The 25,348-nt window shown below is 34.1% G+C and carries 20 protein-coding genes; 14 read left to right on the top strand and 6 right to left on the bottom strand.

Annotated elements, in window-relative coordinates; translation table 11 throughout:
* Position 1: 1 nt before the first annotated feature.
* Genes IE051_RS15105 through IE051_RS15095 form a run of 3 tightly spaced genes read left to right on the top strand, consistent with a single transcriptional unit; the run spans position 2 to position 3,311 of the window.
* Positions 2-985, top strand: a complete 984-nt coding sequence (locus IE051_RS15105) for an HlyD family secretion protein (RefSeq protein ID WP_189362152.1) — start codon at positions 2-4, stop codon at positions 983-985.
* On the top strand, positions 982-2,142 hold the full coding sequence (locus IE051_RS15100) for an ABC transporter permease (RefSeq protein WP_189362150.1): 1,161 nt from the start codon (positions 982-984) through the stop codon (positions 2,140-2,142). The genes IE051_RS15105 and IE051_RS15100 overlap by 4 nt, the downstream gene beginning before the upstream one ends.
* The gene (locus IE051_RS15095) at positions 2,139-3,311 is read left to right on the top strand and encodes an ABC transporter permease (protein ID WP_189362148.1); all 1,173 of its coding nucleotides are present in this window, start codon (positions 2,139-2,141) and stop codon (positions 3,309-3,311) included. Before IE051_RS15100 ends, IE051_RS15095 begins: the two co-directional genes overlap by 4 nt.
* Before the next feature lie 25 nt (positions 3,312-3,336).
* Here IE051_RS15095 and IE051_RS15090 read toward each other — a convergent pair whose 3' ends face one another.
* Positions 3,337-5,160 (bottom strand): cation:proton antiporter, encoded by a 1,824-nt coding sequence (locus IE051_RS15090; protein WP_189362146.1) that lies wholly within the window; start codon positions 5,158-5,160, stop codon positions 3,337-3,339.
* Between the two features lie 124 nt (positions 5,161-5,284).
* On the opposite strand from IE051_RS15090, the gene IE051_RS15085 reads away from it, so the two are divergent.
* The 7 genes from IE051_RS15085 to IE051_RS15055 all read left to right on the top strand — a co-directional run bounded on the left by IE051_RS15085 (position 5,285) and on the right by IE051_RS15055 (position 15,497).
* Positions 5,285-6,133, top strand: coding sequence for a universal stress protein (locus IE051_RS15085; RefSeq protein ID WP_189362144.1), 849 nt, complete (start codon positions 5,285-5,287; stop codon positions 6,131-6,133).
* Positions 6,130-8,325, top strand: a complete 2,196-nt coding sequence (locus IE051_RS15080; RefSeq protein WP_189362142.1) for a SulP family inorganic anion transporter — start codon at positions 6,130-6,132, stop codon at positions 8,323-8,325. Before IE051_RS15085 ends, IE051_RS15080 begins: the two co-directional genes overlap by 4 nt.
* 97 nt (positions 8,326-8,422) lie before the next feature.
* Positions 8,423-9,283, top strand: coding sequence for an MBL fold metallo-hydrolase (locus tag IE051_RS15075; protein ID WP_189362140.1), 861 nt, complete (start codon positions 8,423-8,425; stop codon positions 9,281-9,283).
* A 23-nt stretch (positions 9,284-9,306) separates the two neighbouring features.
* A complete protein-coding gene (locus IE051_RS15070; protein WP_189362138.1) occupies positions 9,307-10,917 on the top strand; it encodes a S8 family peptidase in 1,611 nt (536 codons plus the stop codon).
* Positions 10,918-10,988: 71 nt separating this feature from the next.
* Positions 10,989-12,815 carry a M1 family metallopeptidase gene (locus IE051_RS15065; protein ID WP_189362136.1) on the top strand — a complete coding sequence of 609 codons (1,827 nt, stop codon included), beginning with the start codon at positions 10,989-10,991 and terminating at the stop codon, positions 12,813-12,815.
* A 144-nt stretch (positions 12,816-12,959) separates the two neighbouring features.
* Positions 12,960-14,687, top strand: a complete 1,728-nt coding sequence (locus IE051_RS15060) for an amidohydrolase (protein ID WP_189362134.1) — start codon at positions 12,960-12,962, stop codon at positions 14,685-14,687.
* Positions 14,688-14,690: 3 nt separating this feature from the next.
* Positions 14,691-15,497: a hypothetical protein gene (locus tag IE051_RS15055; RefSeq protein ID WP_229796837.1), complete on the top strand. Its 807-nt coding sequence runs from the start codon at positions 14,691-14,693 to the stop codon at positions 15,495-15,497.
* Positions 15,498-15,505: 8 nt separating this feature from the next.
* Here IE051_RS15055 and IE051_RS15050 read toward each other — a convergent pair whose 3' ends face one another.
* Complete coding sequence (locus IE051_RS15050) at positions 15,506-16,696, bottom strand: succinylglutamate desuccinylase/aspartoacylase domain-containing protein (RefSeq protein ID WP_189362132.1); 1,191 nt, start codon at positions 16,694-16,696, stop codon at positions 15,506-15,508.
* Positions 16,697-16,713: 17 nt separating this feature from the next.
* Positions 16,714-18,564 carry a CBS domain-containing protein gene (locus tag IE051_RS15045; RefSeq protein WP_189362130.1) on the bottom strand — a complete coding sequence of 617 codons (1,851 nt, stop codon included), beginning with the start codon at positions 18,562-18,564 and terminating at the stop codon, positions 16,714-16,716.
* 135 nt (positions 18,565-18,699) lie between these two features.
* On the opposite strand from IE051_RS15045, the gene rnpA reads away from it, so the two are divergent.
* From rnpA to IE051_RS15025, 4 genes are all read left to right on the top strand, one after another.
* Complete coding sequence (gene rnpA / locus IE051_RS15040; RefSeq protein WP_189362129.1) at positions 18,700-19,071, top strand: ribonuclease P protein component; 372 nt, start codon at positions 18,700-18,702, stop codon at positions 19,069-19,071.
* 14 nt (positions 19,072-19,085) lie between these two features.
* The gene (locus IE051_RS15035; RefSeq protein WP_189362127.1) at positions 19,086-20,720 is read left to right on the top strand and encodes a S41 family peptidase; all 1,635 of its coding nucleotides are present in this window, start codon (positions 19,086-19,088) and stop codon (positions 20,718-20,720) included.
* A gap of 142 nt (positions 20,721-20,862) precedes the next feature.
* A complete protein-coding gene (locus IE051_RS15030) occupies positions 20,863-21,717 on the top strand; it encodes an OmpA family protein (protein ID WP_189362125.1) in 855 nt (284 codons plus the stop codon).
* 15 nt (positions 21,718-21,732) lie between these two features.
* Positions 21,733-23,136 carry a T9SS type B sorting domain-containing protein gene (locus tag IE051_RS15025; protein WP_189362123.1) on the top strand — a complete coding sequence of 468 codons (1,404 nt, stop codon included), beginning with the start codon at positions 21,733-21,735 and terminating at the stop codon, positions 23,134-23,136.
* A gap of 4 nt (positions 23,137-23,140) precedes the next feature.
* On the opposite strand, the gene IE051_RS15020 is transcribed toward IE051_RS15025, so the two are convergent.
* The 3 genes from IE051_RS15020 to IE051_RS15010 are packed head-to-tail and all read right to left on the bottom strand — an operon-like array spanning position 23,141 to position 24,988.
* A complete protein-coding gene (locus IE051_RS15020) occupies positions 23,141-23,587 on the bottom strand; it encodes a GNAT family N-acetyltransferase (protein WP_189362121.1) in 447 nt (148 codons plus the stop codon).
* Positions 23,588-23,635: 48 nt separating this feature from the next.
* The gene (locus IE051_RS15015; RefSeq protein ID WP_189362119.1) at positions 23,636-24,553 is read right to left on the bottom strand and encodes a cation diffusion facilitator family transporter; all 918 of its coding nucleotides are present in this window, start codon (positions 24,551-24,553) and stop codon (positions 23,636-23,638) included.
* Positions 24,554-24,988 carry an RpiB/LacA/LacB family sugar-phosphate isomerase gene (locus IE051_RS15010; RefSeq protein WP_189362117.1) on the bottom strand — a complete coding sequence of 145 codons (435 nt, stop codon included), beginning with the start codon at positions 24,986-24,988 and terminating at the stop codon, positions 24,554-24,556.
* Positions 24,989-25,348: the final 360 nt, after the last annotated feature.

Raw genomic sequence — 25,348 nt, 5'->3', positions numbered from 1 at the left:
TATGAAAAATAAAAAACAGACCCTTATACTAATCATTCCTGTATTGATTATTGCTGTTGGCATTATTGTGTTGTTATTTCTCAAACCTAAAGAAAATGAAAACCGTGTTTTTGTTGGGTTATTTGAAACTACAGAAATTCGGGTGGCTTCAGAAATTCCCGGACGTATAGAGACCATCTACGTGAAATTGGGTGATCAAGTAAAAAAAGGACAACTATTAGCAACTATTGAAAGTGATATTATAGATGCTAAAGTTAAACAAGCGGAAGGTATGTTTGATGCTGCAAAATCGGTAAACGATAAAGCAAAATCTGGAGCAAGAAACCAGGAAATTTATGCGGTTGAAGACAAATATAAAATGGCTCAAAGTCAATATAGCTTTGCTGAAAAATCCTTTAAAAGATTAGAAGCTATGCATAGAGATAGCTTAATATCGCAGCAACAAATGGATGAGGTCACCTTTAAGCGCGATGCCGCATTTGATCAAATGAATGCAGCGAAATATATACTAGAAATGGCAAAAGAAGGGGCTAGACAAGAAGACATAACAGCCTCTCAAGGACAAATGAATGCAGCAAGCGGCAAAGTAAGTGAAGCAAAAGCCTATTATAAAGAATTGGAAATCTACGCCCCTATTTCAGGAGAAATCTCTTCAAAACTAGCTGAAGAAAGCGAAGTGATGCCAGCAGGTTATCCTATTTTTACCATACAACAGTTAGAAAACGTACATGCTGTAATTCATGTACGAGAAGATTTTTTACAAGATTTTGCAAAAGGCACCGAAGTTTCTGGAAAACTACCTGCTTTTAATAATGACACTCATAAGTTCAAAGTGACTTTTATTGCGCCTATGGCTGATTTTGCGGACTGGATTCCTACGGCTGACAAAGGTAGGTTAGATATGAAAACATTTGAAATCCATTTAACACCTATGGATAAAATTGACGGTTTAAGACCCGGAATGAGTCTAAACATCAAACTTTGAAAAATATTCTACAACTTATAATTCGTGAGTTTCTAAGACTCAAAAAAAGGCCTGCAGCTTGGGTTCTAATATTGGTAATTCCGATAGGGATTTTCTTTTACCTAGGTTCCATTTATGAGGAGGGTTCTATAGAAAACGTGTCTATTGCTATTTTAGATTTAGATCATTCCGATTTAAGTAGGCAAGTAATTCATAATGTGGAAGCTTCGCCCAAATTAAATATCATAAGGTTTTTAAATTCTAACGACCATCTAGATGACGTATTTATAAACCACCCTGAGGTCAAAGGGTTTTATGTCATTCCCAAGAATTTTCAGAAAAACATATTTAGTGGAAATCAAGAAAAACTCCTAGTTTATACCAATTCTTCAAATATTATTTATGGAAACCTAATCTACAAGGAAGCGGCAACGTTTATAAATACTTTGTCCGCAGGTCTCAATTTAAACAGCTTCAAACTTAATGGCATTCCCAATGAAAAAGCATTAAAAATGGTCATGCCTATCAAGGTAATTGCTAAACCCTTATTCAATTCTTATTACAATTACCTCTATTATCTCATACCAGGTTTAACAACGGTTTTATTGCAAATGATTGTATTCCTTTTGGCCGCTCGTTCAATTAATTCAGAATATACGAATGGTACATTTAATGAACTCTTAGAAAGCACCAATGGTAGTGTTTTTAAAATTATATTAGGAAAAGTTTTAGCTTATAGTCTCATAGGGTTTCTTGTTGCGATATTTATTTTTTCAGTAGTTCACCCCATTTTGGGTATTCCTTCAAGTGCAAGTACACTACCCTTTTTATGGGTCGTTTTAGTTTTTGTCATTACAAATGCCATGTTGGGAGTCATGGTATCAACTATTTTTAAAAACGAAGCCATTGCTATGGATGTTTCTTTTGTTTATAACTCCCCAGCATTTGTATTTAGCGGCTTTACCTTTCCTATTATGGCCATGCCTGCATTTAATGCTTGGTATGCTCAGTTAATACCGTACACTCATTTTTTGAATGCCTTTATAAAAGGTATGGAAATGAATACTCCATTTACATTTTTGGTTCAGCCGGTCATAAATTTGCTCCTATTCTGTCTAGTGGCTTATACGGTAACGGTTATAATATTTATGTTCCGTAATAAAAAAGCAGCATTATGAAAACGTGGTTTTCTATATTAAAAAGTGAACTCTCTTTAATTATTGAGGATAAAAGTATATTACTTACTTGTTTGGTAGCTCCTATCCTGTATGCCTTTTTTATTGGGTCTATTTATTCAGAAAAAAACGTCTCTCAAATTCCGATTGCAGTGGTTGATTTTGACCATTCTAATTTATCTAGAAAGGTTTCTCAATTAATAAATACCTCTGAAAAAACTTCTATTGAAGCCCATTACTCGTCTTTAGAAGATGCTATGTTTCCTTTTAATAATTTGGAAGTTCAAGGTATACTCATACTCCCCAAAGGCTTTCAGAAGAAAACAATGAATTTAGATGGATCTCATATAGAGATCATCTTAAATAACACCAAATTCTTAACTTCAAACGAAATCAACAAATCGGTACAACAAGTTATACTAACCGTTGCGGGAGGTGTAAGAATGCAGTATTTTATTTCTAATAATATACCGGTTGAACTAGCCCAGCAAAAAGCACAACCCATAATGCCTGTAGTTAAATCAATTTATAATACCACAAACAATTATGGTGATTATTTACTACCTATTTTACTCATTTTAATCCTACAACAAACACTAATAATTGGCTTTGGACAAAGTGTGGTACATGAATTTAAGCATGGTGTGCTTAAGACTGTAGAAGCCTATGATTTTTATGCATTTATTAAAGTCCTTTCAGCAAAAAGCTTTTATTATATAGCGCTTTATATTGCCTACTTTTTTGTCTTTTATAAATTAATTTTTCCACACTTTTCACTCAGCTTAAACGGTTCTATTTTATTGCATTTACTGCTAAGTACCTTGTTTGTTTCTGTAGTGATTATTTACACTATTTTGTTTGCTTCTTTTTTTAAAACAACCATTGGCTGGACCGAGGTCATGGCATTTTCTACCTATCCCCTATTTCTAGTTTCCGGTTATTCTTGGCCCATTGAAGCCATGCCACTAGGATTACAAATGTTTGCCAACTTACTTCCTTCTACACCTTATTTCAACATATTTAATGCTTTGGCCACCGAGGGCGCAAAACTTGAAAATATTACAAATGGATTTTTCCATTTATTACTTTTGTTTTTAATGGGATACTTATTGCTGTATGTGAGGTTTCGGTTTATAAAAATCAAGTTACCTAAAAAGGCGGCTGTCACTTAAAACAGTGCAGCCATAAAAAACTGTTTTACAAGGCTAAAGGCTTGCCTAAATAAACGAGTTTATAACCTGAATCAATCTTATCTATAGCTTTATTTTTAGAGGATATAATTTCTAAAACCCCTTTCTTGTCTTTTACCAAGAGTGGTATAATATCAACATCGGCATTCGTCTTTTCTATCAATTCTTCAAAATGCGCTCTACTGTCAAGGGTGATTTCATGAATTTCTGGGTGTCTTCTGGCCACCTCTGTTAAGGAATTATAATCATCGGTTTGAGAAAAGAGTCCTTCCGGTGGGCTACTAGGGTCATGGGCTTCATCTGCCGTAATTAATCTATAATAGCCGCTTTCACCAAATTGTCCTCTAAATTTTTCTATGGCATAAGCATTAATATCTGCACTTCCCGTAAGCGCCATTAAAAACCCGATATCATTTAGTTCAATATTATCATCTAAGGTGTCTGAGTATATATCTGTATCAATGGCCTCCATACCTTCTTCTTGAGCCAATTCGATATTATTGAGGTTACTATCAATAAGTACCACATGCCTGCCATTATCGACTAAATACTTTCCAATAAGTCGTGATACATGAGACGCCCCTACAATTAAAACACCTTCTGACCTTTTTAGAAAAACCCCCAACAATTTAGCCATTATTCGTGCTGTAGTCGCGTTCAACAATACAGTACCTAAAACAATCATAAACACCAATGGGGTTATATATTCGGCACCATCAACACCTTGTTTAATAAGCTTGCCTCCAAAAAGAGAGGCTATACCTGCTGCAACAATACCCCTTGGTCCTACCCAACTAATAAATAGCTTATCGTTGAATTTTAATTTCGATCCTTGGGTACTTAAAAAAACACCCAACGGTCTAATAACTAAAACCACCACAAAAAACAAAATAGCCGTCTTCCATGTATAAAGTAACATCAAGTCTTTAAAATCAATATTTGCAGCAAGCAGAATAAACAAAATAGAGATAAGCAATACGCTGAGCGATTCCTTAAAATATAATAACTCTTTAATGTTTTTCAATTTGCCATTACCCAAAACCATACCCATAACCACTACGGCAAGTAAGCCGGACTCATGGGCAAAAACCTCAGACTCCACAAAAACAAGCAAAACTGTAGACAGGGATACTACATTTAATAAATAATGCGGAATGAGTTTCTTATTAATAACAAAAGCCAAAGCATGTGCAAAGGTGAACCCAAAGGTGGTACCAAATAAAATGATCTTCCCAAACTCAATTAATGCTGTTTTGGTGAAGCCACTATCCCCTTCCACACTAATAAACTCAAAGACTAATACCGCTACTAATGCACCTATGGGGTCAATTAAAATGCCCTCCCATTTTAATACTGTAGAGATATCTTTTTTAAGAGGAATATTTCTTAAAATAGGTGTAATAACAGTAGGTCCCGTAACAATAATCAGCCCCGAGAATAAAAAGGCTAACTCCCAACTTAAATTAAAAATAACATGTGCTATGATACCAGCACCAAAAAAAGTAATGGTTGAACCTAAAGTAATCAACTTTGTAATAACAGGTCCTAAAGTCTTTATTTCAGAACGCTTAAGAGTCAGCCCCCCTTCGAATAAAATAATACTTATAGCTAATGACACAAAATAATACAAACCATCACCTGGAAAAAACCCTTTTGTACCGTCCCATACAGGCTCAATCCATTTTGACCCATCAGAACTCAGATACTCAGCAGCTATAGGCCCCACTAAAAGGCCTATTAAAATTAAAGGCAGAATGGCTGGGATTTTAAATTTCCATGCCACCCATTGGGCTAAAATCCCTAAAATTATAATGCCGGCTAATTCTAACATAGAAACAATTAATTTACAAAAGCACTAATTTAAATAAAACAGATGACTCTGTTTGACAATATTTTGTTTTAAGTTTTTAAAAAAACCCTATCTTTCAACTTTTTGCAAAAACCACCACAATCTATTGTCGATAAAGCCTTTTAAAAGTATTGGAATTGGAGTAGCCTTTTCTCCTAACCTAAAAGCGAACCTCTTTGAAGCGGCTAGGTTGTCCGTGTTTTTTGGGGCTAAACTTTTTTTAATTCATGTTGGAGAGTCCTCTCTTGAAAAGACAAATACATTAAGTAACATCTTAAAACACTTTGAAAAAGACAATCTGAATTATGAAGTGGTTTTTAAAACTGGGGAACCTGTTAGTGTCATCTTATCCACGGCTGAAGAAAAAAATATAGACCTGTTAATATTAGGAGCTGTTCAGCGTGAACGACTGCTTAAATACTATGTAGGTTCCATTGCTAGGAAAATAACAAGACAAGTAAAGTGCTCTATTCTTTTGCTTATTAAACCTGCTGTTGAACGTATTCCTTGCCAGCACATTGTGGTAAACGGATTAAAAGACCCTAAAACCGAACAGACTATTACCTCAGCGTTTTATGTGGCTAATCAGTTAGAAGCAAATAAAATAACTATAGTAGAAGAAATTAATGAAAGTCAGGTTCCGGTAAAAATTGATGACGACAAATCATTGAGGCGGGCCAATATCATGAAAGAACGCATTCAACTTAGAGAACACTCCCGAATTAAAGAAATTATTAATCACATTCCTAAAAATTATTCCGAAAACAAAACAATCAAACTACAGCCTATTTTTGGTAGAAAAGGATATTCTATTGGTCATTATGCTCAAATCTCAAGGGCCGATTTATTAATCATGAATGCACCTTCAAAAATGACCTTTTGGGACAGGCTGTTCCCGCATGACATCGAACATATTTTAACGGAATTACCAACAGATGTACTTATCCTTCAATGAGTCAAAAAAAGAATAATTTAAAAGACTTCTTAAAGGCCCTCCCAAAAAACATTTTTTCTGGTTTTGTGGTTAGCCTTATTGCTTTACCCCTTGGTCTAGGTCTTGCCATGGCTAGTGATGCACCTCCTATAGCGGGAGTCATGGCAGCCATTGTTGGAGGCGTCGTTGTTTCTATTTTAGGTGGTAGTCACGTAACGATTGCTGGACCAGGGAATGGATTGGTAGGTGTGCTGTTGGTCACCATTTCAAGCTTAGGTATTGAAAATGCTTATGTGGCGATTATGTTTTCAGGCGTGCTTCTAATTCTTCTTGGATTTTTTAGAATGGGTGCCTTAGCAAATTTCTTCCCTTCTGCTGCTATACAAGGGATGCTAGCGGCCATTGGCCTCATTATTTTAGGAAAGCAATTTCATATCATGCTGGCGCACAGAATAAAGCGAGAGAATACTGTTGATTACCTTTTAGAGATTCCCTACACCATTAATGACGCCATGCATTATGGTAATAAGAATTTAATTTTTGCAGCCCTTGCAGGTGTTATAAGTTTGGCTATCATGATGTTTTATTCAAAAATAAGAAACAAATATCTGCAACTCATTCCAGCGCCAATGTGGATTGTTCTTTTGTCCATAGGGTTTAGTTACTACTTTGAGATAGGTTTACATGAACCCAACCCCATTGCAAAAGAATATATGATTTCAGGAATTCCTGAGGTAAAAACATTTATAGCCGATTTACCTATTCCAAGTTTTAGTGGTATTTGGAGCTTTTCCTTTTGGGGTAGCGTCCTAGCCCTTACCTTGATTTCAAGTATTGAGTCTTTATTAAGCATTAAAGCTGTTGATAAATTAGACCCTGAAAAAAGGCGATCAAATGTGAATAGAGATTTAAAAGCCCTAGGCTTAGCAACCGTAGGTAGCGGCCTGCTAGGAGGATTAAATGTAGTGACCGTAATTGCGCGTAGTTCGGTAAATGTTAACAATGGTGCTAGTAACAGATCTTCAAACTTTTTTCATGCTATTTTTTTAGTGATTTTTATCGTGTTTTTCAGCTCGCAGTTAGCACGAATACCGTTACCCGCCCTAATGGCTATTTTAGTATATACAGGATATAAACTGGCCTCTCCTAATGTTATTACCAAAATGTTCTCGATTGGCAAAGAACAACTAATCATCTTTTTTGTTACCCTCATAGTTACATTAAAAATTGGCTTAATCAGTGGCATTTTTGCAGGAGTTTTGGCCACATTAATCATACACATTATCAATAACAAAAGTGCTGGTTTATTTTTAAGGAATGTCTTAAAACCAAATGTACTCATGTTTAAAGAGCAAGATATTAAAGGTAATTACTATGTAAGTGTTAAACACTTTTGTAGTTTTTTAAATTACTTCAGGTTAAAACATCATTTAGATGAAGTGCCCGAAGACCAAGATGTTATTGTAGATTTTTCAATGTGTGAATTTGTAGACCATACTGTTATGGAGAATATACACAGTTATCAAGAGTTATTCGCCAAACGCGGTGGTCATTTTGATGTCATTGGACTGGATATGCATGATACAGATTCAAAACACCCTTTTGCCGCTAGGCGCTTATTACCCGTTCCAAAAATTATTAAAAATAGTTTGACAAGGCGTCAAACTAGTATGGAATCTTTGGCATTGGACTATAGTTACAACTATAGTCATGAAAAAGAAAAAGAAGTTTCTTTTTTAAACAATTTCCAGTTTTTTAAAACCAAACAGATTAATCATATTTTCAACAAATTATCCTACGCAGATAAGACTATATCTCTGTTTGATATTGAATTTTCTGAAGGCGCATTTATTGCAAAGGAAGTAGTAAGAACAACCATGCTTCATATTGTACTAAGTGCTCCTATTCCAGAATTCACTTTAGATAGAGAAGGCTTTTTAGAAAAAGTGTCAGCCCTTGCAGGAATAAAGGATATTCTAATTGAAAATCATGAAGACTTTTCTAAACGTTTTTATTTACAAGGGGATAACGAAGCTGGCATTGCAAAATTTTTTAATGATGACCTCACCCATTTTTTTGAAAGTAATTCATACTATCATGTAGAATCCAATGGATCTTCATTGTTAATATTTGGTAAAGAACGATTAGCTAGTGTTAAAGAAATAAAAGCGCTTTTTGAATATGGTAAACGCTTAAAGCACGTTATTTCTTAAAAATAATATAACTCAAGTTCATATTTATAAATCCTTTTCTTAATATATTCTTAACATCCAAATGGAATATCATTAGATTTATTAATTTCGCAATTCTATGAATTTATACCCTGTAAATGCTGGTAATTTAAAGCTTGATGGTGGTGCCATGTTTGGTGTTGTTCCTAAATCTTTATGGAATAGGACGAATCCCGCAGACGCTAACAATATGATTGATATTGCAACGCGTTGCTTGCTCATTGAAAATGGCAAACGGCTCATACTGATTGATAATGGTATGGGCAATAAGCAATCTGAAAAATTTTACGGGTATTACCATCTTTGGGGAGACTTTAGTCTTGATAGTTCCCTGAAAAAACACGGCTTCCATAGAGATGATATTACCGATGTGTTTTTAACGCATTTACATTTTGACCATTGTGGTGGGAGTATCCAATGGAATAAAGATAAAACAGGTTATGAACCTGCTTTTAAAAACGCCCATTATTGGAGCAACAAAGACCATTGGCTCTGGGCTACCCAACCTAATAGACGAGAGAAAGCATCATTTTTAAGTGAAAACATCCTGCCAATTGAAGAAAGCGGACAATTAAAATTCACGACAATACCTGACACTAATATTTTAAAAAATTCAGCCTTAGATTTTGATATATTTTTCGCTAATGGTCATACGGATAAACAAATGATTCCTATGATTCAATACCAGGATAAAACCATTGCTTTTATGGCGGATTTATTACCCACCGTTGGACATTTACCTTTACCTTTTGTTATGGGCTACGACACGAGACCGTTGTTAACACTTGATGAAAAAGAGTTTTTCCTGAATATGGCAGCTGAAAATAACACCTATTTATTTTTACAACATGATGCCCATCATGAAATCATTACGGTTCAAAAAACAGAGAAAAGTGTTCGTTTAAAAAACACTTACAAAACAGAAGACATATTTAAATAAAAAATAAATTTTAGTAAACCTCTATGAATACATTTAAAACAATAGCAAAATCCGCTTTTCTAGCGGTTCTTATTTCTGGTTGTGGTAGTACTGGAGATATTATATCAACACCTACAGAAAACATAGACAATTCGCCACTTAAAGTTTCTGAGTTAACTGAAGCAGAAAAACATAACTGGGGCCATTTAGATTTGGTATCGGATACCATACCTGGAATGAGTGTTGATAAGGCTTATACAGCACTTATTAAAAAGAAAAAAGGTAAAAAAGTTATTGTTGCTGTTATAGATTCTGGAATTGATATTGATCATGAAGATTTAGACGATGTCATTTGGACCAATAAAGATGAAATTCCTAATAACAACATAGACGATGATAAAAACGGCTATATAGATGATATTCATGGATGGAATTTTCTTGGAAAAGGCTACGATGAGCAGCTAGAATTAGTGCGTATTTTGGTAAAAGGGGACAAAACTAACCCTGATTATGAGCGTGCTAAAGCTGAATATGAGGAAGAGTATGCCAAATGGTTAGAAAGAAAAACACAATATGATCAAATCTATGAGCAAATTAAGAATGCTGATGAGACGCTTGCGAATCACCTAGGAAAAAAAGATTATACTAAAGAAGAGGTGAACGCGATTAAAACTGAAGATGACGTTTTAAACAGATCGGTTCAAATAGCCAAATACATGTTTAGTAACAATATGGATTCTATGGCTGATGCTGTAAAAGAAATAGGAAGTAGTCTTGAAAGCATCAATGATAGGTTAAACTCCAATTTAAACAAAGACCTTAAAGGTCGTGTTACAGGTGATGATCCTTATGATATGTCTACTAAATATTATGGTGATGGAAACGTAAAACCTGTTAAAAAATCTGAAAGTCATGGTACACACGTGGCTGGTATTATTGCAGCAGAACGTAATAATGGACTTGGAGCTAATGGCGTTGCTAATAATGTTGAAATCATGAGTATAAGAGCGGTTCCTAATGGCGATGAATATGATAAAGATGTTGCTTTAGCTATTCGCTACGCGGTTGACAATGGCGCCCAAGTAATAAATGGGAGCTTCGGAAAAAGTTATTCACCTAACGGTGAATGGGTACGTGATGCCATTACTTATGCCTCTGAAAATGATGTTGTTTTTGTTCATGCCGCGGGTAATGACAGTAAAGACGTTGATACTGAACCTAATTTTCCAGATGATAATATAAACGGAAAAGAAATTTCTAATACATACATAAGAGTAGGTGCTTTATCGCCAAAATATGGCTCTAATATGGTGGCTAGCTTCTCTAACTATGGCAAACAAAATGTCGATGTTTTTGCTCCTGGTGATAGTGTTTATTCAACAACACCAGAAAACGAATATGATACTAAAGGTGGAACGTCAATGGCTGCCCCAGCAGTAGCAGGTGTTGCAGCGCTCATTCGTTCATACTTCCCAGACTTAAGTGCAGCTCAAGTCAAGCAAGTCATAATGGAGTCTGGATTGGCTATTAATCGTAAAGTAATAGTTGGAGGAGACTCAGAAGACGTTAGACCTTTTGCCGATTTATCAAAATCTTCAAGAATGGTGAATGCCTATAACGCCTTCATTATAGCTGCTAAAATGGCTGCTAAATAATACTACGTATACTTTTTGAGGTTGTTAGACGAATACTATCCGCTAACAACCTCTTTTTAATTTTCCCTTTTATGAATCGTTTCTTTATCCTTTTATTTTGCGCAACGTATATTTTCTCGTGTAGCAGTTCTAAACCCGTTAAAAACGCAAATGCATCTTCTATTCCAAATTCAACCTACTGGCAGCAACATGTAGATTATAAAATGGAAATTGATATGGACGTGGACACCTATCAATATAATGGAAAGCAAACTTTAGTTTATACGAATAACTCACCTGATGTTCTAAATAAAGTGTTTTATCATTTATACTTTAATGCCTTTCAACCAGGAAGTGAAATGGATGTGCGTTCTAGAACAATACCAGATCCGGATGGCCGAGTGGGCGATAGAATAAATAAACTTAAACCTAATGAAATTGGTTATATAAAAGTTAACAGTTTAAAACAAAACGGAAAAACTCTTGAACATAAAACAGTTGGTACTGTTTTGGAAGTTGAGTTAGCTAAACCCATACAACCTGGTGAAAGCGTTACTTTCAGTATGCTTTTTGATGCTCAGGTCCCTATTCAAATTCGTCGTTCTGGTAGAAATAACAGTGAAGGTGTGGCCTTATCTATGTCACAATGGTATCCTAAATTAGCCGAATATGATTTTGAAGGTTGGCATACCGACCCATATATAGGTCGTGAATTTCATGGGGTTTGGGGTGATTTTGATGTGAAACTTACTTTAGATAAAAACTATACCGTAGGCGGTACGGGTTATTTACAAAACCCCAATAATATTGGACATGGTTATGAAACCGGAGCTTTGAATCGTTCAGAAACCGATAAATTGACTTGGCATTTTATAGCACCCAATGTACACGATTTTACCTGGGCAGCAGACCCCGAATATATCCACGATACTTACCAAGTTCCTAATGGTCCTCTATTGCACTTTTTATACAAAAGCACCATGCCGGCAGAGAAACTTGAGAATTGGAAAAACTTGCAACCTAAAGCCGTTAAGTTAATGCAATTTTACAGTGCAAATATTGGAAACTACCCTTATAAACAGTACTCTATCATTCAAGGTGGTGATGGAGGTATGGAGTATGGCATGTGTACCCTTATTCTGGGTGAAGGTGACTTTGATGGGCTCTTTGGGGTTACCGCTCATGAAATGGCACACTCTTGGTTTCAATTTTTACTAGCTACCAATGAGCTAACAAACTATTGGATGGATGAAGGGTTTACTGAGTATTTTGGTGAATTAGCTGGTGCTCATATTTTTAATACTTCTTTTGAAAAACCAACAAAACAAATTTATGATGTGTATAATTATTACGTGAATTCGGGAACAGAACAGCCGCAGACTACACATGCAGATCGTTTTAATTTTAACAGGTCTTCTTCAATATCGGCATATTATAAAGGTTATATTTTTCTAAACCAATTAGCCTATGTTATTGGTAAAGACAACCAGAAGGAAACTATAAAAGCATACTTTGATACTTGGTCTTTTAAGCACCCAACACCTAATGATTTTATTAGAGTTGCCGAAAAAGTATCAGGACTAGAATTGGACTGGTATTTAAACGACTGGACACGAACAATAAATACGATTGATTATGCGGTAAAAACTGTAGACAATCAATCTTTTACTCTTGAACGTATTGGTTTAATGCCGATGCCAATAGATTTAACTGTAACGTATACTGACGGTTCTACCGAAGATTTTTATATTCCGTTACAGATGATGCGTGGAGAAAAGCCAACATCATCAACTATTATTAAAGATTGGGCTTGGGCGTATCCAACCTACACCCATAAAACTTCAAAAGCTATTAAATCTGTTGAGATTGATCCCACTCAAATGATGGCCGATATTGATAGAGCAAACAATAAAAAATAAAGGTTTTAGTAGTAAAAAAAAAAGGGGGGGGGATGAATTAAACCTACCCCTTTTTATGTTAATGAGAAAATAATATACAGATAAAACTCATCTTGTTTTTTTTAAGTATATTCTAGTTTTCAAAAAACTAGTATTTAAAAACTCATGAAAATCTTAATTTCTCATCGCGCAAAACCCCTTATTATACTATTAAGTTTCTTCTTAATAGTAGCATGTAAAAACGAAAAACCATCCAACAACACAACCTCAAATACCACAGTGTATTATGGAGGCGATATTGTTACAATGGTAGGGGATTCTCCCGAATATGTCGATGCTTTAGTTGAGCGAGACGGTAAAATTGTTTTTGTAGGAGAAGCAAAGAAAGCCATGGAGGTGGCAGGTCCTGGACATCATATGATTGATTTAAAAGGGCAGACTATGTTACCAGGTTTAATTGATGGACACGCTCATTTTGCCGCCTTTTCCGCCCAAGCTATTGGTGCTCAAATATTACCACCCCCAGATGCTGGAGCTAAAGATATTCCGACATTAATTGCTATTTTAAAAAAATGGAATACTCCTGAAAACAGAAGTTTAACAGGATGGATTTTTGGTATGGGCTTTGACGATTCTGTACTTGAAGAAAAAAGGTTTCCTACAAAACACGACTTAGACCTTGTATCTACCGAGTTCCCAATTATGATTATCCATATTTCTGGTCATTTTGCCTCTGTTAATTCTAAGGCACTTGAAATTTTAGGTATCACTGCCAAAACAGCTAATCCAGAGGGAGGAATCATTAGACGAGAGCATAATAACGAACCAAACGGAGTCCTTGAAGAACTCGCAGCTATACCACATATGTTGAAAGCAATTAAGCCCTCTAATAAAGCCGCCTCAGACGCCTTTTTTAAGGCCGGACAACAATTAGCTGTTTCTTATGGATATACTACAGCGCAGGAAGGCAGAGCAATGGAGAATCACGAGTTATTGGCCAATGCAGCTGAATCTGGAAAACTTAAAATTGATGTTGTAAGTTATGTGGACTATCTGTTTGTAGATAAATATATGCAGTCCAAATGGAATAGTAAATCCTACCTAAACCACTATAGGATAGGTGGTATGAAAGTAACCTTAGATGGTTCTCCACAGGGCAGAACGGCTTGGAGGACCCAACCGTATCTTATCCCACCTGATGGGGCTAAAGCAGATTACGCCGGGTATCCAGCCATTCCAAACGATAGTACTGTTGCTGGTCTTTATGAAAAAGCTTTTGAAAACAACTGGCAAATATTAACCCATGCAAACGGAGATGCGGCTATGGACCAAATGATTAGAACCATGAAAATAGCTGCAAAAAAATATGGCAATCATGACCGAAGATCTGTTTTAATTCATGGGCAATATGTACGAGAAGATCAATTGGATGCTTTTAAAGACCTAAACGTTATAACCTCTTTGTTTCCTTTACATACTTATTACTGGGGCGATTGGCATAAGCAGATTATTGGAGACAGTTTAGGTAATAAAATTAGCCCAATGCGCACCGCCCTCAATAAAGGCCTAAGAGCAACCATTCATACCGATGCTCCTGTAGCATTACCTAATTTAATGCGTATGGTAGGTATTTCTGTGGAACGTAAATCCCGTTCAGGAGCCGTCATTGGTCCAGATGAAAAATTAACGCCTTATGAAGCCCTTCAAGCCATTACAATTTGGTCAGCTTATCAACATTTTGAAGAACAAAGCAAGGGAACTTTAGAAGCTGATAAGTTAGCAGACCTTGTTATACTTGATAAAAACCCATTCAAAGTGTCGGAAGAAAACATAAAAAACATCTTAGTCCATACCACCATAAAAGAAGGGCATGTTGTTTATCAAAAACCATAAAAAATGAAAAAGTTAGGTTTACTTTTATGCGCATTAGCCATTCACGGGCTATTGAACTCACAAACACCGAATAGCGCAGAAAATTCAGATGCCGATGCCTTAGCGAAACAACTGCAAAACCCAATAGCCAGTTTAATTAGTGTTCCCTTCCAATTTAATTTTGATTTTGGTGTTGGCCCTAGTGATGGATCCAGAATGACCTTAAATATTCAGCCTGTTATTCCTATCAGTATCAGTGAGGATTGGAACTTAATAGGTAGAATTATTTTGCCTGTTATTTCCCAAAATGACGTTTTTGGTAATAGTGGTAATCAATTTGGCGTAAGTGATGCTGTAGTAAGTGGTTTTTTTTCGCCTAAAGCACCAACATCCGGTGGGCTAATTTGGGGAGCAGGTCCTGTTCTACTCGTTCCAACAGCAACAGACAGATTGTTAGGTAGTGAGAAATTTGGCATTGGTCCCACAGCTGTAATTCTAAAACAAGCAGGAAGCTTAACTTTTGGTGGTCTTATAAATCATATTTGGTCTGTAGCTGGAAGTAAAGAAAGAGCCGATGTTAATGCTACATTCTTCCAACCTTTTCTTGCAAAAAACTTTACAGGCGGCTATGCCTTAGCACTTAATACTGAACTCACCTATAATTGGGATAACAATACCACCTCAGGTAATTTGCACCTTATAGGTTCAAAGGTTTTTACTATAGGAAAACAAATGACTCAGTTTATTCTAGGTCCTAGAATACCCTATGGTAATGGTAATACGGCCAAATGGGGTATTAGAACTGGCTTTGTTTTACTTTTCCCCAAATAGTCAATATATTAATACCAAGGTTCATTTTTATAAATACTTGTTTTAGCAACGCGTTCTCTATTGTTTAACGTGATATGCGTCTCTGTAATTTGCCTATTTCTATAGCCTAATAAATGAAAAATTGATTTAGCATAAAACTTAGCTACCGTTAAATTAACCTGAAGCACGCCTTGTTCTTTATTTAACCAAGTTACACCTGGCAAATACGCTAATACATTATCTATTTTGACGCCTCTTAAGGCTGATGATAGTTTTAATAAAAAAGGCTTTATCGGCTTTATTATAAAAAAACCTTCAGCACCTCTTTTTTGATATAACGGCATAAAAATACTACCGCTATAAGGCGCTATAAGTTCTTTATTATTGCTTAAAGCTAGTTTAGTTCCTTTTCTAATGGGCTCAAAACTTTTAAACCCATTAAGCATCATGAAGTCCTCTTTCTTTTTTATTTTATGTAAATAAACAACCTCAAAAATATCAAAAGTATGACAAGCATGTTCTTTTAATTGTTCATGGTATTTATTAATTAAACCCTTGTTTACATCAGTTAAAGCGCCAGAATAAACTAAAGCCAAATAAACAAAAGCCTCACTGTTATTTATAGCTGATAAATCATCATGTTGTCCTGACTCAAACCCAAGAGACACGTACCCCAATTGATTAACATAACTTAATAACGGGCCGTTTAAATATTCTTCAATACCTAAAACTATGGGCACGGGAAATTGCTTTGAAAACTTACGGTTTATCAAGGCATCATTTATAGTAATAAACGGTAGTGTTTTACTTGATGTTGTATGTAAATCAATGAAATAATAAGGCGGTTCATTATTAAGTAAGATATCCTCTAACAGTTCTAATAAAGCTAAAAGTTCAGCTTCATCAGCGTTCAAAATAGTTTTACCTTTAATTAACTCAATATGCTCTTTGGTCCAAAGTCTATTTAAATCTTCATCAATAAAACGTTGGTGTTTTTTTAATGCTCTAAGATTACCTGCAATACCGTATATCGTGCCACTTACCTTCGATTTATTTATATTCCCTAAAACAGCGTTTAACGCAAAAACACCCGACGTTTCATTACCGTGTATACCACCAAAAAACACAATAGTAGGCCCCGGATTAGGCCCTTTAATTTTGCCTAATATCCGGTTTACTTTTATTGTCTCGTTTAGCGCCTTGTTGTGAACATTAACCATGTCTTAAGTTTAAAGAATCACAGGTCATTTTTAGTCATTAACCCTATCAGTTTTCCATTTTTAATTACAGGAAGACTACCTATGCCATTCTTTTCCATCAAAGATTTAGCAATTTCAAGAGAAGCATATTGATCTATGGCAATAATATCTGTATTCATTAATTTTGATACACTATTGTGTTTATTAGATTTATCATCCAAATACGCTTTAACATCAGTCCAACTAATTAAACCTAATAGTTCTTTGTCATTGTTTATAACAGGCATATGGTGGATATTCTTCCACTTCATCATATTTAGAACTAAATCTACGCTGTCTTTTTTTCCAACAGAAAAAATATCTGTGCTCATAACATGTTTTACTATTTTATTGGAGCTAAAAAAAGATTGATCTGAATGGTGCACTGTGCCCCATGATGATACTGGATATCCTTTTTCTTGTTTTGAATACATGGTAGCCGTAAGTATTTGCATAGCCTCAAAACGTTTATGCGTTTTAAGCAAACTTCTATAATTTCTTACCATCCATTCTGAACCATTATGCCCTCTTACTCTGTTAAGAATAATTTTCAAGTAATACTCAGCATCTTTAGGCGCTACACCATGTCTATATAAGCCTTTATAAGCCATTGGTAGTAATTCATCAATAATAAGGTCATGGCTAGACACATACTTGCCATTCCAATAAAACTGTGTGGCCATACCATAACGTGCCGCATTGAAAAAGTTGTTTTTAACATCTTTAAAATCCCATTGTTCATGAATGTTATTATACTGCTTAGGCTTACCGAGCATGACACCCACCCAGAACATCATATTGGCAATTTCATCATCAGTACTTGGGCCAGAAGGAATATATCTGTTTTCTATTCTTAAGCTTGCCTTATCATTTAACACGCCGTAGCAAACGCGATTCCAAGGGTATACCGTTCCATTATGTAATTGTAATGCTCTTAACCTTGGGGTTTCATTGTTCTCAATCATCTTTACACTATCTCGTGTAAAATCTGTGGTTAAAAAACTTCTGAATCGCGTAATATTATCCTTAAAAATATCGGTTATAGAACCTGTTTGCCAACTCCGCCCAAAACTAACTCGTGATTGTTTTTGGTTTAATAAATATGAATTAGCTCTGGTATCAACACTTTGTGTAAAAAGCGCAATTCTGGTTTCACTCCAAAGTTCTTTACCAAACAATAACGGAGAATTGGTGCAAACGCCTAAAATAGGACCGGCAATAGCTTGTGCCCAGTTATAATTATCAACAAATCCTTCTGGACTAAGCTGTAGATGCATTTGAAAACTGGTATTACACCCTTCAAGCATAACGGAATCATGCAACAAATTAAGCTCATCAACCCCTTTAATGTGTATATCAAAACTTTTTCTTCTGCTTTGCTTTATGGCGTCATTTAAAACAACATATCTTTCCACCTCCGTCATACTGTCTTCATCCACATTACTAATGGTTAAAGAAGGTAAGATCCCTGCTAAAACAATTTTGATGTCCTTCTTAGCAGCTGCCTTTTTAGCTTTACCCAGCAGTGCCTTTAATTGATTATGTAACTCAGAAAAACAATTACCACCCAATTGAAACGTATCTAGGTTCAATTCTAAATTATAATTGCCTATCTCTGTTGTGAAATGCTTATCATCAATATCTTCTAAAATTTCAAGAGACCTGCTTTCTGGTAAAAATTGATTATTTACCATACAAAACTCTTGTTCTGCACCAATGCGCAAAGGTCCATCATCAATTAACCCTCTCTCAATTAACATATCTAAAGCCTTAATATCATTTAACAAATGATATATATAATTGGCTCTATCTTTCTTGGTGTTCAGCAAAGCCACGTTTAAATCTCCCATACCTTTTATTTTGACTAGTTTTAGAAGCTAAAATTACTCCGAATTACACGTTTTAAATATGATTTTTATCATGACACCTTTTAGAGCGCTTAAGTCTTAATTGTTATTCCTACTTTTGTACAAGTAAAATCAACTATGTCTCAAACCTATCCAAAAAAGGAAAAACTAAAAAGCAAAAAGCTCATTGAGCAGTTATTTGCTAACGGACAATCTATTTCTGTGTTTCCTTTACGATTGGTTTTTCTGCCTACTACTTTTGAAGATTCTATTCCTGCTAAAACAGGGGTTTCTGTAAGTAAACGAAACTTTAAAACTGCTGTAGATAGAAACCGTATAAAGCGCTTGTTAAGAGAATCTTATAGATTAAACAAAAGCGATTATTTTAACAATTTAACAACGCAATACGCCTGTATGATTTTGTACATTGGCAAAGACAAACCTACATTTAACCAAGTTGAAACTAAAATGAACCTCTTGTTTAAAAAATTTTTGAACAAGGTGTCTTAAGTATAATAAATCACATGAAAACTTTACTCAAAAAGCGAATTATAATTCCTGTCTTAGCTGGGATTATCCTATTCTCAACAGCCTCTTTTAAAAACGATTTTTTCGAAATTGCCAAACAGATAGAAATATTCACAACATTATTCAAAGAACTTAATATGAATTATGTAGATGAAACCAACCCTGGTGATTTAATTGATACTGCTATAAAAAACATGCTTGCCGATCTTGATCCATACACCAACTTTATGAATGAACAAGATGTTGAGGCTGCTAGAATAAATAACACTGGCGATTATACTGGAATTGGCGCTAGAATAAAGACCTTAAAAGATAAACTAGTAGTTGTTGAACCTTATAAAGATTATCCAGCCGATAAAGCAGGCTTAAAAGCTGGCGATGAAATTATACAAGTTGGAACTGTTTTAGTTTCAGATTATGAGGGTATAGCTGGCGATTTACTTAAAGGCGCACCTGATTCTGCTGTCGAAGTTACCTATACCCGCCAGGGAAGCACAAAAAAAGCAAGCATTAAAAGGGCTGAAGTTGAAATTAAAGCTGTGCCTCATTTTTCAATGGTAAATGATAAAACAGGGTATATTGTATTAAGTAGGTTTAACAGAAAGGCTTATGCTGAAACTAATTATGCTCTACGAGACTTAAAAGCCCAAGGCGCAGAACGCATGATTCTTGATTTAAGAGGCAACCCTGGAGGACTGCTTAACGAAGCCATTAAAATAGTTAATCTATTTGTACCAAAAGGACAATTGATAGCCACTACAAAGTCTAAAGTAAAAAAATACAACCGGTCCTATATTACACCTAACGAACCTATTGATACAGATATACCTTTAGTTATATTAATAGATGGTTCCAGCGCTTCAGCAAGTGAAATTGTTTCTGGTGCACTTCAAGATTTAGACAGAGCTGTGATATTAGGAAGTAGAAGTTTTGGTAAAGGCTTAGTTCAGCGACCTAAACAACTTACCTATGGAACACAGGTAAAAATAACTATTTCTAGATATTATACACCTTCCGGAAGATGCATTCAATCCTTAGATTATTGGAATAGAAATGACAAAGGAGAAGCCGTACGCGTAAAACAAGAAAATTATAATGCGTTTAAAACAAGAAATGGTCGTCAAGTTTTTGATGGAGGTGGTGTACTTCCAGATGAAATCATAGGGGCTCCTAAAAACACAACCATTACAAAAGCGATTGTGAATAGTGATCTCATTTTTGATTATGCAACATCGTATTATTACGACCATTCATTTGATGATATTAACACTTTAAAACTTACAGATAAAGACTTTAATAACTTCAAATCTTTTCTAAAAAGTAATGATTTTTCTTTTGAAACGGATACAGAAAAAGCATTAATAAAGGCTTTTGAAATCTCAAAAAAAGAAGAACTAAATGATAATATTGCTAAAGATTATAATACCCTTATTACTAATCTAAACGCTTCTAAAGCTATAGTTTTAAATGAAAACAAAGACTTTTTACTAAAATTACTTACAGAAGATATAGTGAAACGGTATGTGTATAGAGAAGGTTTATATGAATACTATAAAGTACATGATCCCACTATAAAAAAATCTTTAGAGATACTTAATTCATCCACAACATATGAGGGGTATTTGAAGTAAACAAACATAGGCTAACCCTTATAACCTCCGTTAAAACATTATAATTTGTAAGATTATTTTTGATATGTGCTCATAGCTGAAAAGATATGTTAAAATTTTCGATTAAATATAGTATATTTAGGACCTATACTTTCATCCTACTATGAAAAAATTGTTGGTTTTAATAATAATAACACTGCAATGTGCTCTTGTTTTTCCGCAAGAACAATTAACACATGAGGTTTATTTTGAAACTGATGAATACGACGTTCCAAATACCGAGGAGAATAGATTGCTTCTTTTTATTTCTCAATTGGCTGACATTGATATTGAATCTATTTCTATTTATGGCTTTTGCGATGATAGAGGTGCAGACTCCTATAACTTAAGGTTATCTCAACAGCGCGCTGATGCTATAAAAGCCGTGTTTTCTAAAAATGAGATTAGTGAAAGTTTGATAAATAATGTTGATGGTAAAGGCGAAATACTGCTTATAATAGTTGAAGAAAAAGATCTCTTAAAAATAAGAGGATTAAACCGAAAAGCTGAAATTATTGTAAAACCAAAAAAACCTAAAGAACAACCTAAACCAATAGCAAAAACGCCACCAGAACCTAAAGAAAAGGATGTTGTTACTTTGATTAATGAAGGCTCTAAAGGTGATAAAATAACCTTTAAAAATATATTATTTAAAACGGGTTATGCTACTGTAACGCCAGCCTCAAAAAAAGTTCTTAATGAAATTGCTCAAGCGCTTGTAGAACGAGAAGATATTTACTTTACTATTCAAGGTCATGTCTGTTGTACACAATTTACGCGCGATGCTGTAGACAGAAAAACAAAAAAACAAAACCTTTCTGAAGCACGAGCAAAATATGTCTATGACTATTTTGTAAAAAAAGGTGTCGATAAAAAACGTATGCGCCATTTAGGAATGCGTAGAAAATTCCCTTTAGGAGGTGATCCCAAATTAGATCGTCGTGTAGAAATACTTATTACACATACCAAGGATGATTAAGACAATCAAAGATGTATGTGTAAAACTTGGTTTATTTTAATTGGTTCATGCTTATTAAACGTTCTTAGTTTTTGCCAAAACACTTATATTCCTGACAATAACTTTGAACAAGTACTAATTGACCTAGGATATGATTCAGGTTCCTTAGATAATTTTATACCAACCAATAATATAACAGGAATTACAGAATTAGATCTGAACAATAAAAACATAGAAGATCTCACTGGTATTGCGGATTTCAAAAACTTACAGGTTCTAGATTGTTCTAGAAATTCAATATCACGTTTTAATGTTAGCCTAAATACCCAATTAAGGGAATTATATTGTCATGGGAATCAATTAAGCAGTATTGAGGTTACGCAAAACCCAAAACTTGAAGTTTTATGGTGTTATACTAATGCTTTACAACGTTTAGATGTTTCAAAAAACCCTAATATGATTTCGTTAATCTTATGGGAAAACAATATTAGTGACATTGATATCACAAACAATAAAGAGATTGTCGTTTTTGGTTGCGAAAACAATAATATATCGACATTAAACCTTTCTAATAACCCTAAATTAAGAAGGTTTCAATGCAGGGGTAATTTATTAACAGAATTAGACTTAATTAACAACCCCGATTTACGTTATTTAGATTGTGGAGAAAATCAATTAGAAACCTTAAACTTGAGTAAGAATCTTCTATTAAACACACTTCTATGTGCTTATAATAACCTTTCTGAACTCGATTTATCAGGTAACCAATATTTAAGGAATTTAGAATGTAAGAATAACCAATTATGTAATCTAATTATAAATAATGGTAATAATGATAATATGGCCTTTATAGATTTTAGTGATAATCAAGATTTAAATTGTGTGGTTGTAGATGATAGAAATGGCGATCATTCCCTCTGGCAACCTGCTTCTTTTTCTAATTATAGAGAATCTTTGAATCAATGTGGGAGTTTTATTCCTATTGATGAATTGGATGATTTTATTGGTGATAGCTATATCTTACCCATATTAATTAATGGAAATTACTTCACTGAGTCTGGAGGTTTGGGGAAACCACTTTATAGTGGCGATAATATCACTGTTTCTCAAAAAATATTCATATTTAAAGAACAAGGCTGCTTAAGTAATGAATCTAGTTTTAATGTTACCATCAATAAAGAAGATTATTTCATTCCTAAATATTTCACGCCAAATAACGATGGCGCAAATGACTTTTGGTATGTGTTTGACAATAATAATAGTGTTAATAACATCACCATCTATAATAGGTACGGAAAACTATTAAAATTTTTATCCGGCAATTCTTTACAATGGGATGGAACTTTTAATGGAGAAAAAATGAGTTCTGATACTTACTGGTATGAAATAGTGCTTAATACAGGAGAGTTACTGAGAGGTAAATTTGTCCTAAAAAGGTAAAACATTACGAATTTTTTATCATCGCAATATGTGGAATACCATCCTCTAAATATTCTTTTCCTATAGATTTAAAACCCACATTATTATAAAATTGAACTAAATAACATTGAGCTGATATTTTTATTGTAGTTTCATTATAATAGGTTTCAATAGCCTTTTTTGAAGCCTCCATTATCTCATAGCCGTATTTATGATGCCTTTGATTTTTAGCTACTACTACCCTTCCAATACTCGCTTCATTAAAATAAACGCCAGGTTTAAACACGCGTGTATAAGCTACTAGTTTTTCATCTTTAAAACCTAAAACATGTAATGCTTTGTCATCTTTTCCATCAAGATCTTGATAGACACAATCCTGCTCAACCACAAAAACTTCGCTTCTTAATTGCAGCAAAGCATAAAGTTCTTGTTTGGTAAGTGCTTCAAAAGTTTTTACTCTAATATTTAACATTAACTAGTTTTATAAACAATGGATAAAATTTAAAATGAAAAGAAATTACTAATCTTGAACAATAATATCTTTGGGACCTTCTTTACCATATTCGGGTTGAATATTCACATGATTAATTTGGTATTTTTCTAATACAAAATCCTCAATATCACGCAATACCTCATCAAACTGAGATAAGGTAATGTCCTCGTTAAAATCTATATGGGCCTCCAAATGAATTTCATCTTCATTTAATTGCCAAATATGCACATGGTGCACATTGTTTATAGAATCAAAAGCATTTATTTCTTTAACAATCTTCTTGACAGGTATGGTATCTGGTGTAAAAAGCATTAATACTTTTGTAGAATCTTTTAGTAAATCAAAACCCATCCAAATCAAATAAATAGCAATAGCAAATGTAAGCACACTATCTACCCAATATAATTGATAATACTTCATTAATAAGCCACCTAATAAAACGGCCACACTAGCCATCATATCAGTGAAAAGATGTAAATAAGCACTTTTCATATTCATATTGGCCTGTGCATCCTTCTTTAGTAACAAAACACTAAATCCATTGCCTAAAATAGCAATAATGGATAACCAAATTACCAGATTAGATTGAATTTCTTCAGGGTTTTGAAAACGTTTAATGGCTTCAATAATTAATAAAACAGCAATAATGATTAAAGCTGAGGCATTAATAAAGGCCGCTAATATCTCAGCACGTTTAAATCCAAATGTTTTTTGAAAAGACGCTTTCTTTTTAGTTAGTTTATTAGCTACATAACTAATAATTAAAGAAATAACATCTGTAAAATTATGTAAGGCATCGCTTAACAATGCTAAACTTCCAGAAAAAATACCACCAATAACTTGGGCGGTAGTAATACCAATATTTAATATAATGGAAATAACAAGATTCCGACCTTTTAAATCGGAATGTTCATGAGTATGATTATGCCCATGATGATGACCCATTTAACAATGTATTGGTATTTTGTCAATTCTATTCTGGTGTCTACCCCCTTCAAATTCCGTATTTAAAAATGTTTCAACCATTTTTAAGGCTTGTGGAATGGCAGTAAATCTGGCTGGAATACATAAAATATTGGCATTATTATGTTGACGTATTAATTCAACTATTTCATTGGTCCAACATAATCCAGCACGAATTTTTTGATGTTTATTGGCCGTCATAGCAACACCATTAGCACTGCCACAAATTAAAATACCAAAATCTGATTTATTAGTTTCAACATCTACAGCCACTGGATGAACAAAATCAGCATAATCTACACTATCATTGGCATCAGTACCATAATTATTAACCGTATATCCTTTAGATTCAAGGAGTTCTTTTATAGCAAATTTATAATCTGTTCCAGCGTGATCGTTTCCTATAGAAATTGTCATTATTATGAAGTATTATTATATATATGCGCAAAGGTAATCAATAAAGACTTTATTTATATACTTTTAAAATAAAGACCATTTTAAGAAAATAAACGTTAATCAAGTAATTTTATCTGTTGTTAACATTACACCTTTATATATTCATTACTTGTTAATAACTGTTCATTAGTTTCTAAAATTAAAATTTGGAGAATTCAACTTTTTTTTCCAACAGAAACATTTAGTTAACATACAAATTAGTTAATGTAAATTTTTGGTTAAGTTATTAGCACTATAAAGTATAGTTTTTAGTCTTATTAATAATATTACTTATTAAAAAAAGCTGTTAATATGAGTTTCTAACAATTGTTAATAGCTAAT

Source organism: Algibacter mikhailovii, assembly GCF_014651495.1.
Taxonomy (GTDB): Bacteria; Bacteroidota; Bacteroidia; order Flavobacteriales; family Flavobacteriaceae; genus Algibacter_E; species Algibacter_E mikhailovii.
This window is presented reverse-complemented; position numbering and strand designations above follow the sequence as displayed.

What these genes read in the sequence shown, in the direction of transcription:
- IE051_RS15070 (WP_189362138.1), top strand. Translation starts at nt 9,307, where the DNA reads ATGAATACATTTAAAACAATAGCAAAATCCGCTTTTCTAGCGGTTCTT.
- IE051_RS15020 (WP_189362121.1), bottom strand. Translation starts at nt 23,587, where the DNA reads ATGTTAAATATTAGAGTAAAAACTTTTGAAGCACTTACCAAACAAGAA.
- IE051_RS15060 (WP_189362134.1), top strand. Translation starts at nt 12,960, where the DNA reads ATGAAAATCTTAATTTCTCATCGCGCAAAACCCCTTATTATACTATTA.
- IE051_RS15025 (WP_189362123.1), top strand. Translation starts at nt 21,733, where the DNA reads ATGTGTAAAACTTGGTTTATTTTAATTGGTTCATGCTTATTAAACGTT.
- IE051_RS15090 (WP_189362146.1), bottom strand. Translation starts at nt 5,160, where the DNA reads ATGTTAGAATTAGCCGGCATTATAATTTTAGGGATTTTAGCCCAATGG.
- IE051_RS15010 (WP_189362117.1), bottom strand. Translation starts at nt 24,988, where the DNA reads ATGACAATTTCTATAGGAAACGATCACGCTGGAACAGATTATAAATTT.
- IE051_RS15080 (WP_189362142.1), top strand. Translation starts at nt 6,130, where the DNA reads ATGAGTCAAAAAAAGAATAATTTAAAAGACTTCTTAAAGGCCCTCCCA.
- IE051_RS15065 (WP_189362136.1), top strand. Translation starts at nt 10,989, where the DNA reads ATGAATCGTTTCTTTATCCTTTTATTTTGCGCAACGTATATTTTCTCG.
- IE051_RS15075 (WP_189362140.1), top strand. Translation starts at nt 8,423, where the DNA reads ATGAATTTATACCCTGTAAATGCTGGTAATTTAAAGCTTGATGGTGGT.
- rnpA (WP_189362129.1), top strand. Translation starts at nt 18,700, where the DNA reads ATGTCTCAAACCTATCCAAAAAAGGAAAAACTAAAAAGCAAAAAGCTC.
- IE051_RS15035 (WP_189362127.1), top strand. Translation starts at nt 19,086, where the DNA reads ATGAAAACTTTACTCAAAAAGCGAATTATAATTCCTGTCTTAGCTGGG.
- IE051_RS15030 (WP_189362125.1), top strand. Translation starts at nt 20,863, where the DNA reads ATGAAAAAATTGTTGGTTTTAATAATAATAACACTGCAATGTGCTCTT.
- IE051_RS15095 (WP_189362148.1), top strand. Translation starts at nt 2,139, where the DNA reads ATGAAAACGTGGTTTTCTATATTAAAAAGTGAACTCTCTTTAATTATT.
- IE051_RS15055 (WP_229796837.1), top strand. Translation starts at nt 14,691, where the DNA reads ATGAAAAAGTTAGGTTTACTTTTATGCGCATTAGCCATTCACGGGCTA.
- IE051_RS15045 (WP_189362130.1), bottom strand. Translation starts at nt 18,564, where the DNA reads ATGGGAGATTTAAACGTGGCTTTGCTGAACACCAAGAAAGATAGAGCC.
- IE051_RS15050 (WP_189362132.1), bottom strand. Translation starts at nt 16,696, where the DNA reads ATGGTTAATGTTCACAACAAGGCGCTAAACGAGACAATAAAAGTAAAC.
- IE051_RS15105 (WP_189362152.1), top strand. Translation starts at nt 2, where the DNA reads ATGAAAAATAAAAAACAGACCCTTATACTAATCATTCCTGTATTGATT.
- IE051_RS15015 (WP_189362119.1), bottom strand. Translation starts at nt 24,553, where the DNA reads ATGGGTCATCATCATGGGCATAATCATACTCATGAACATTCCGATTTA.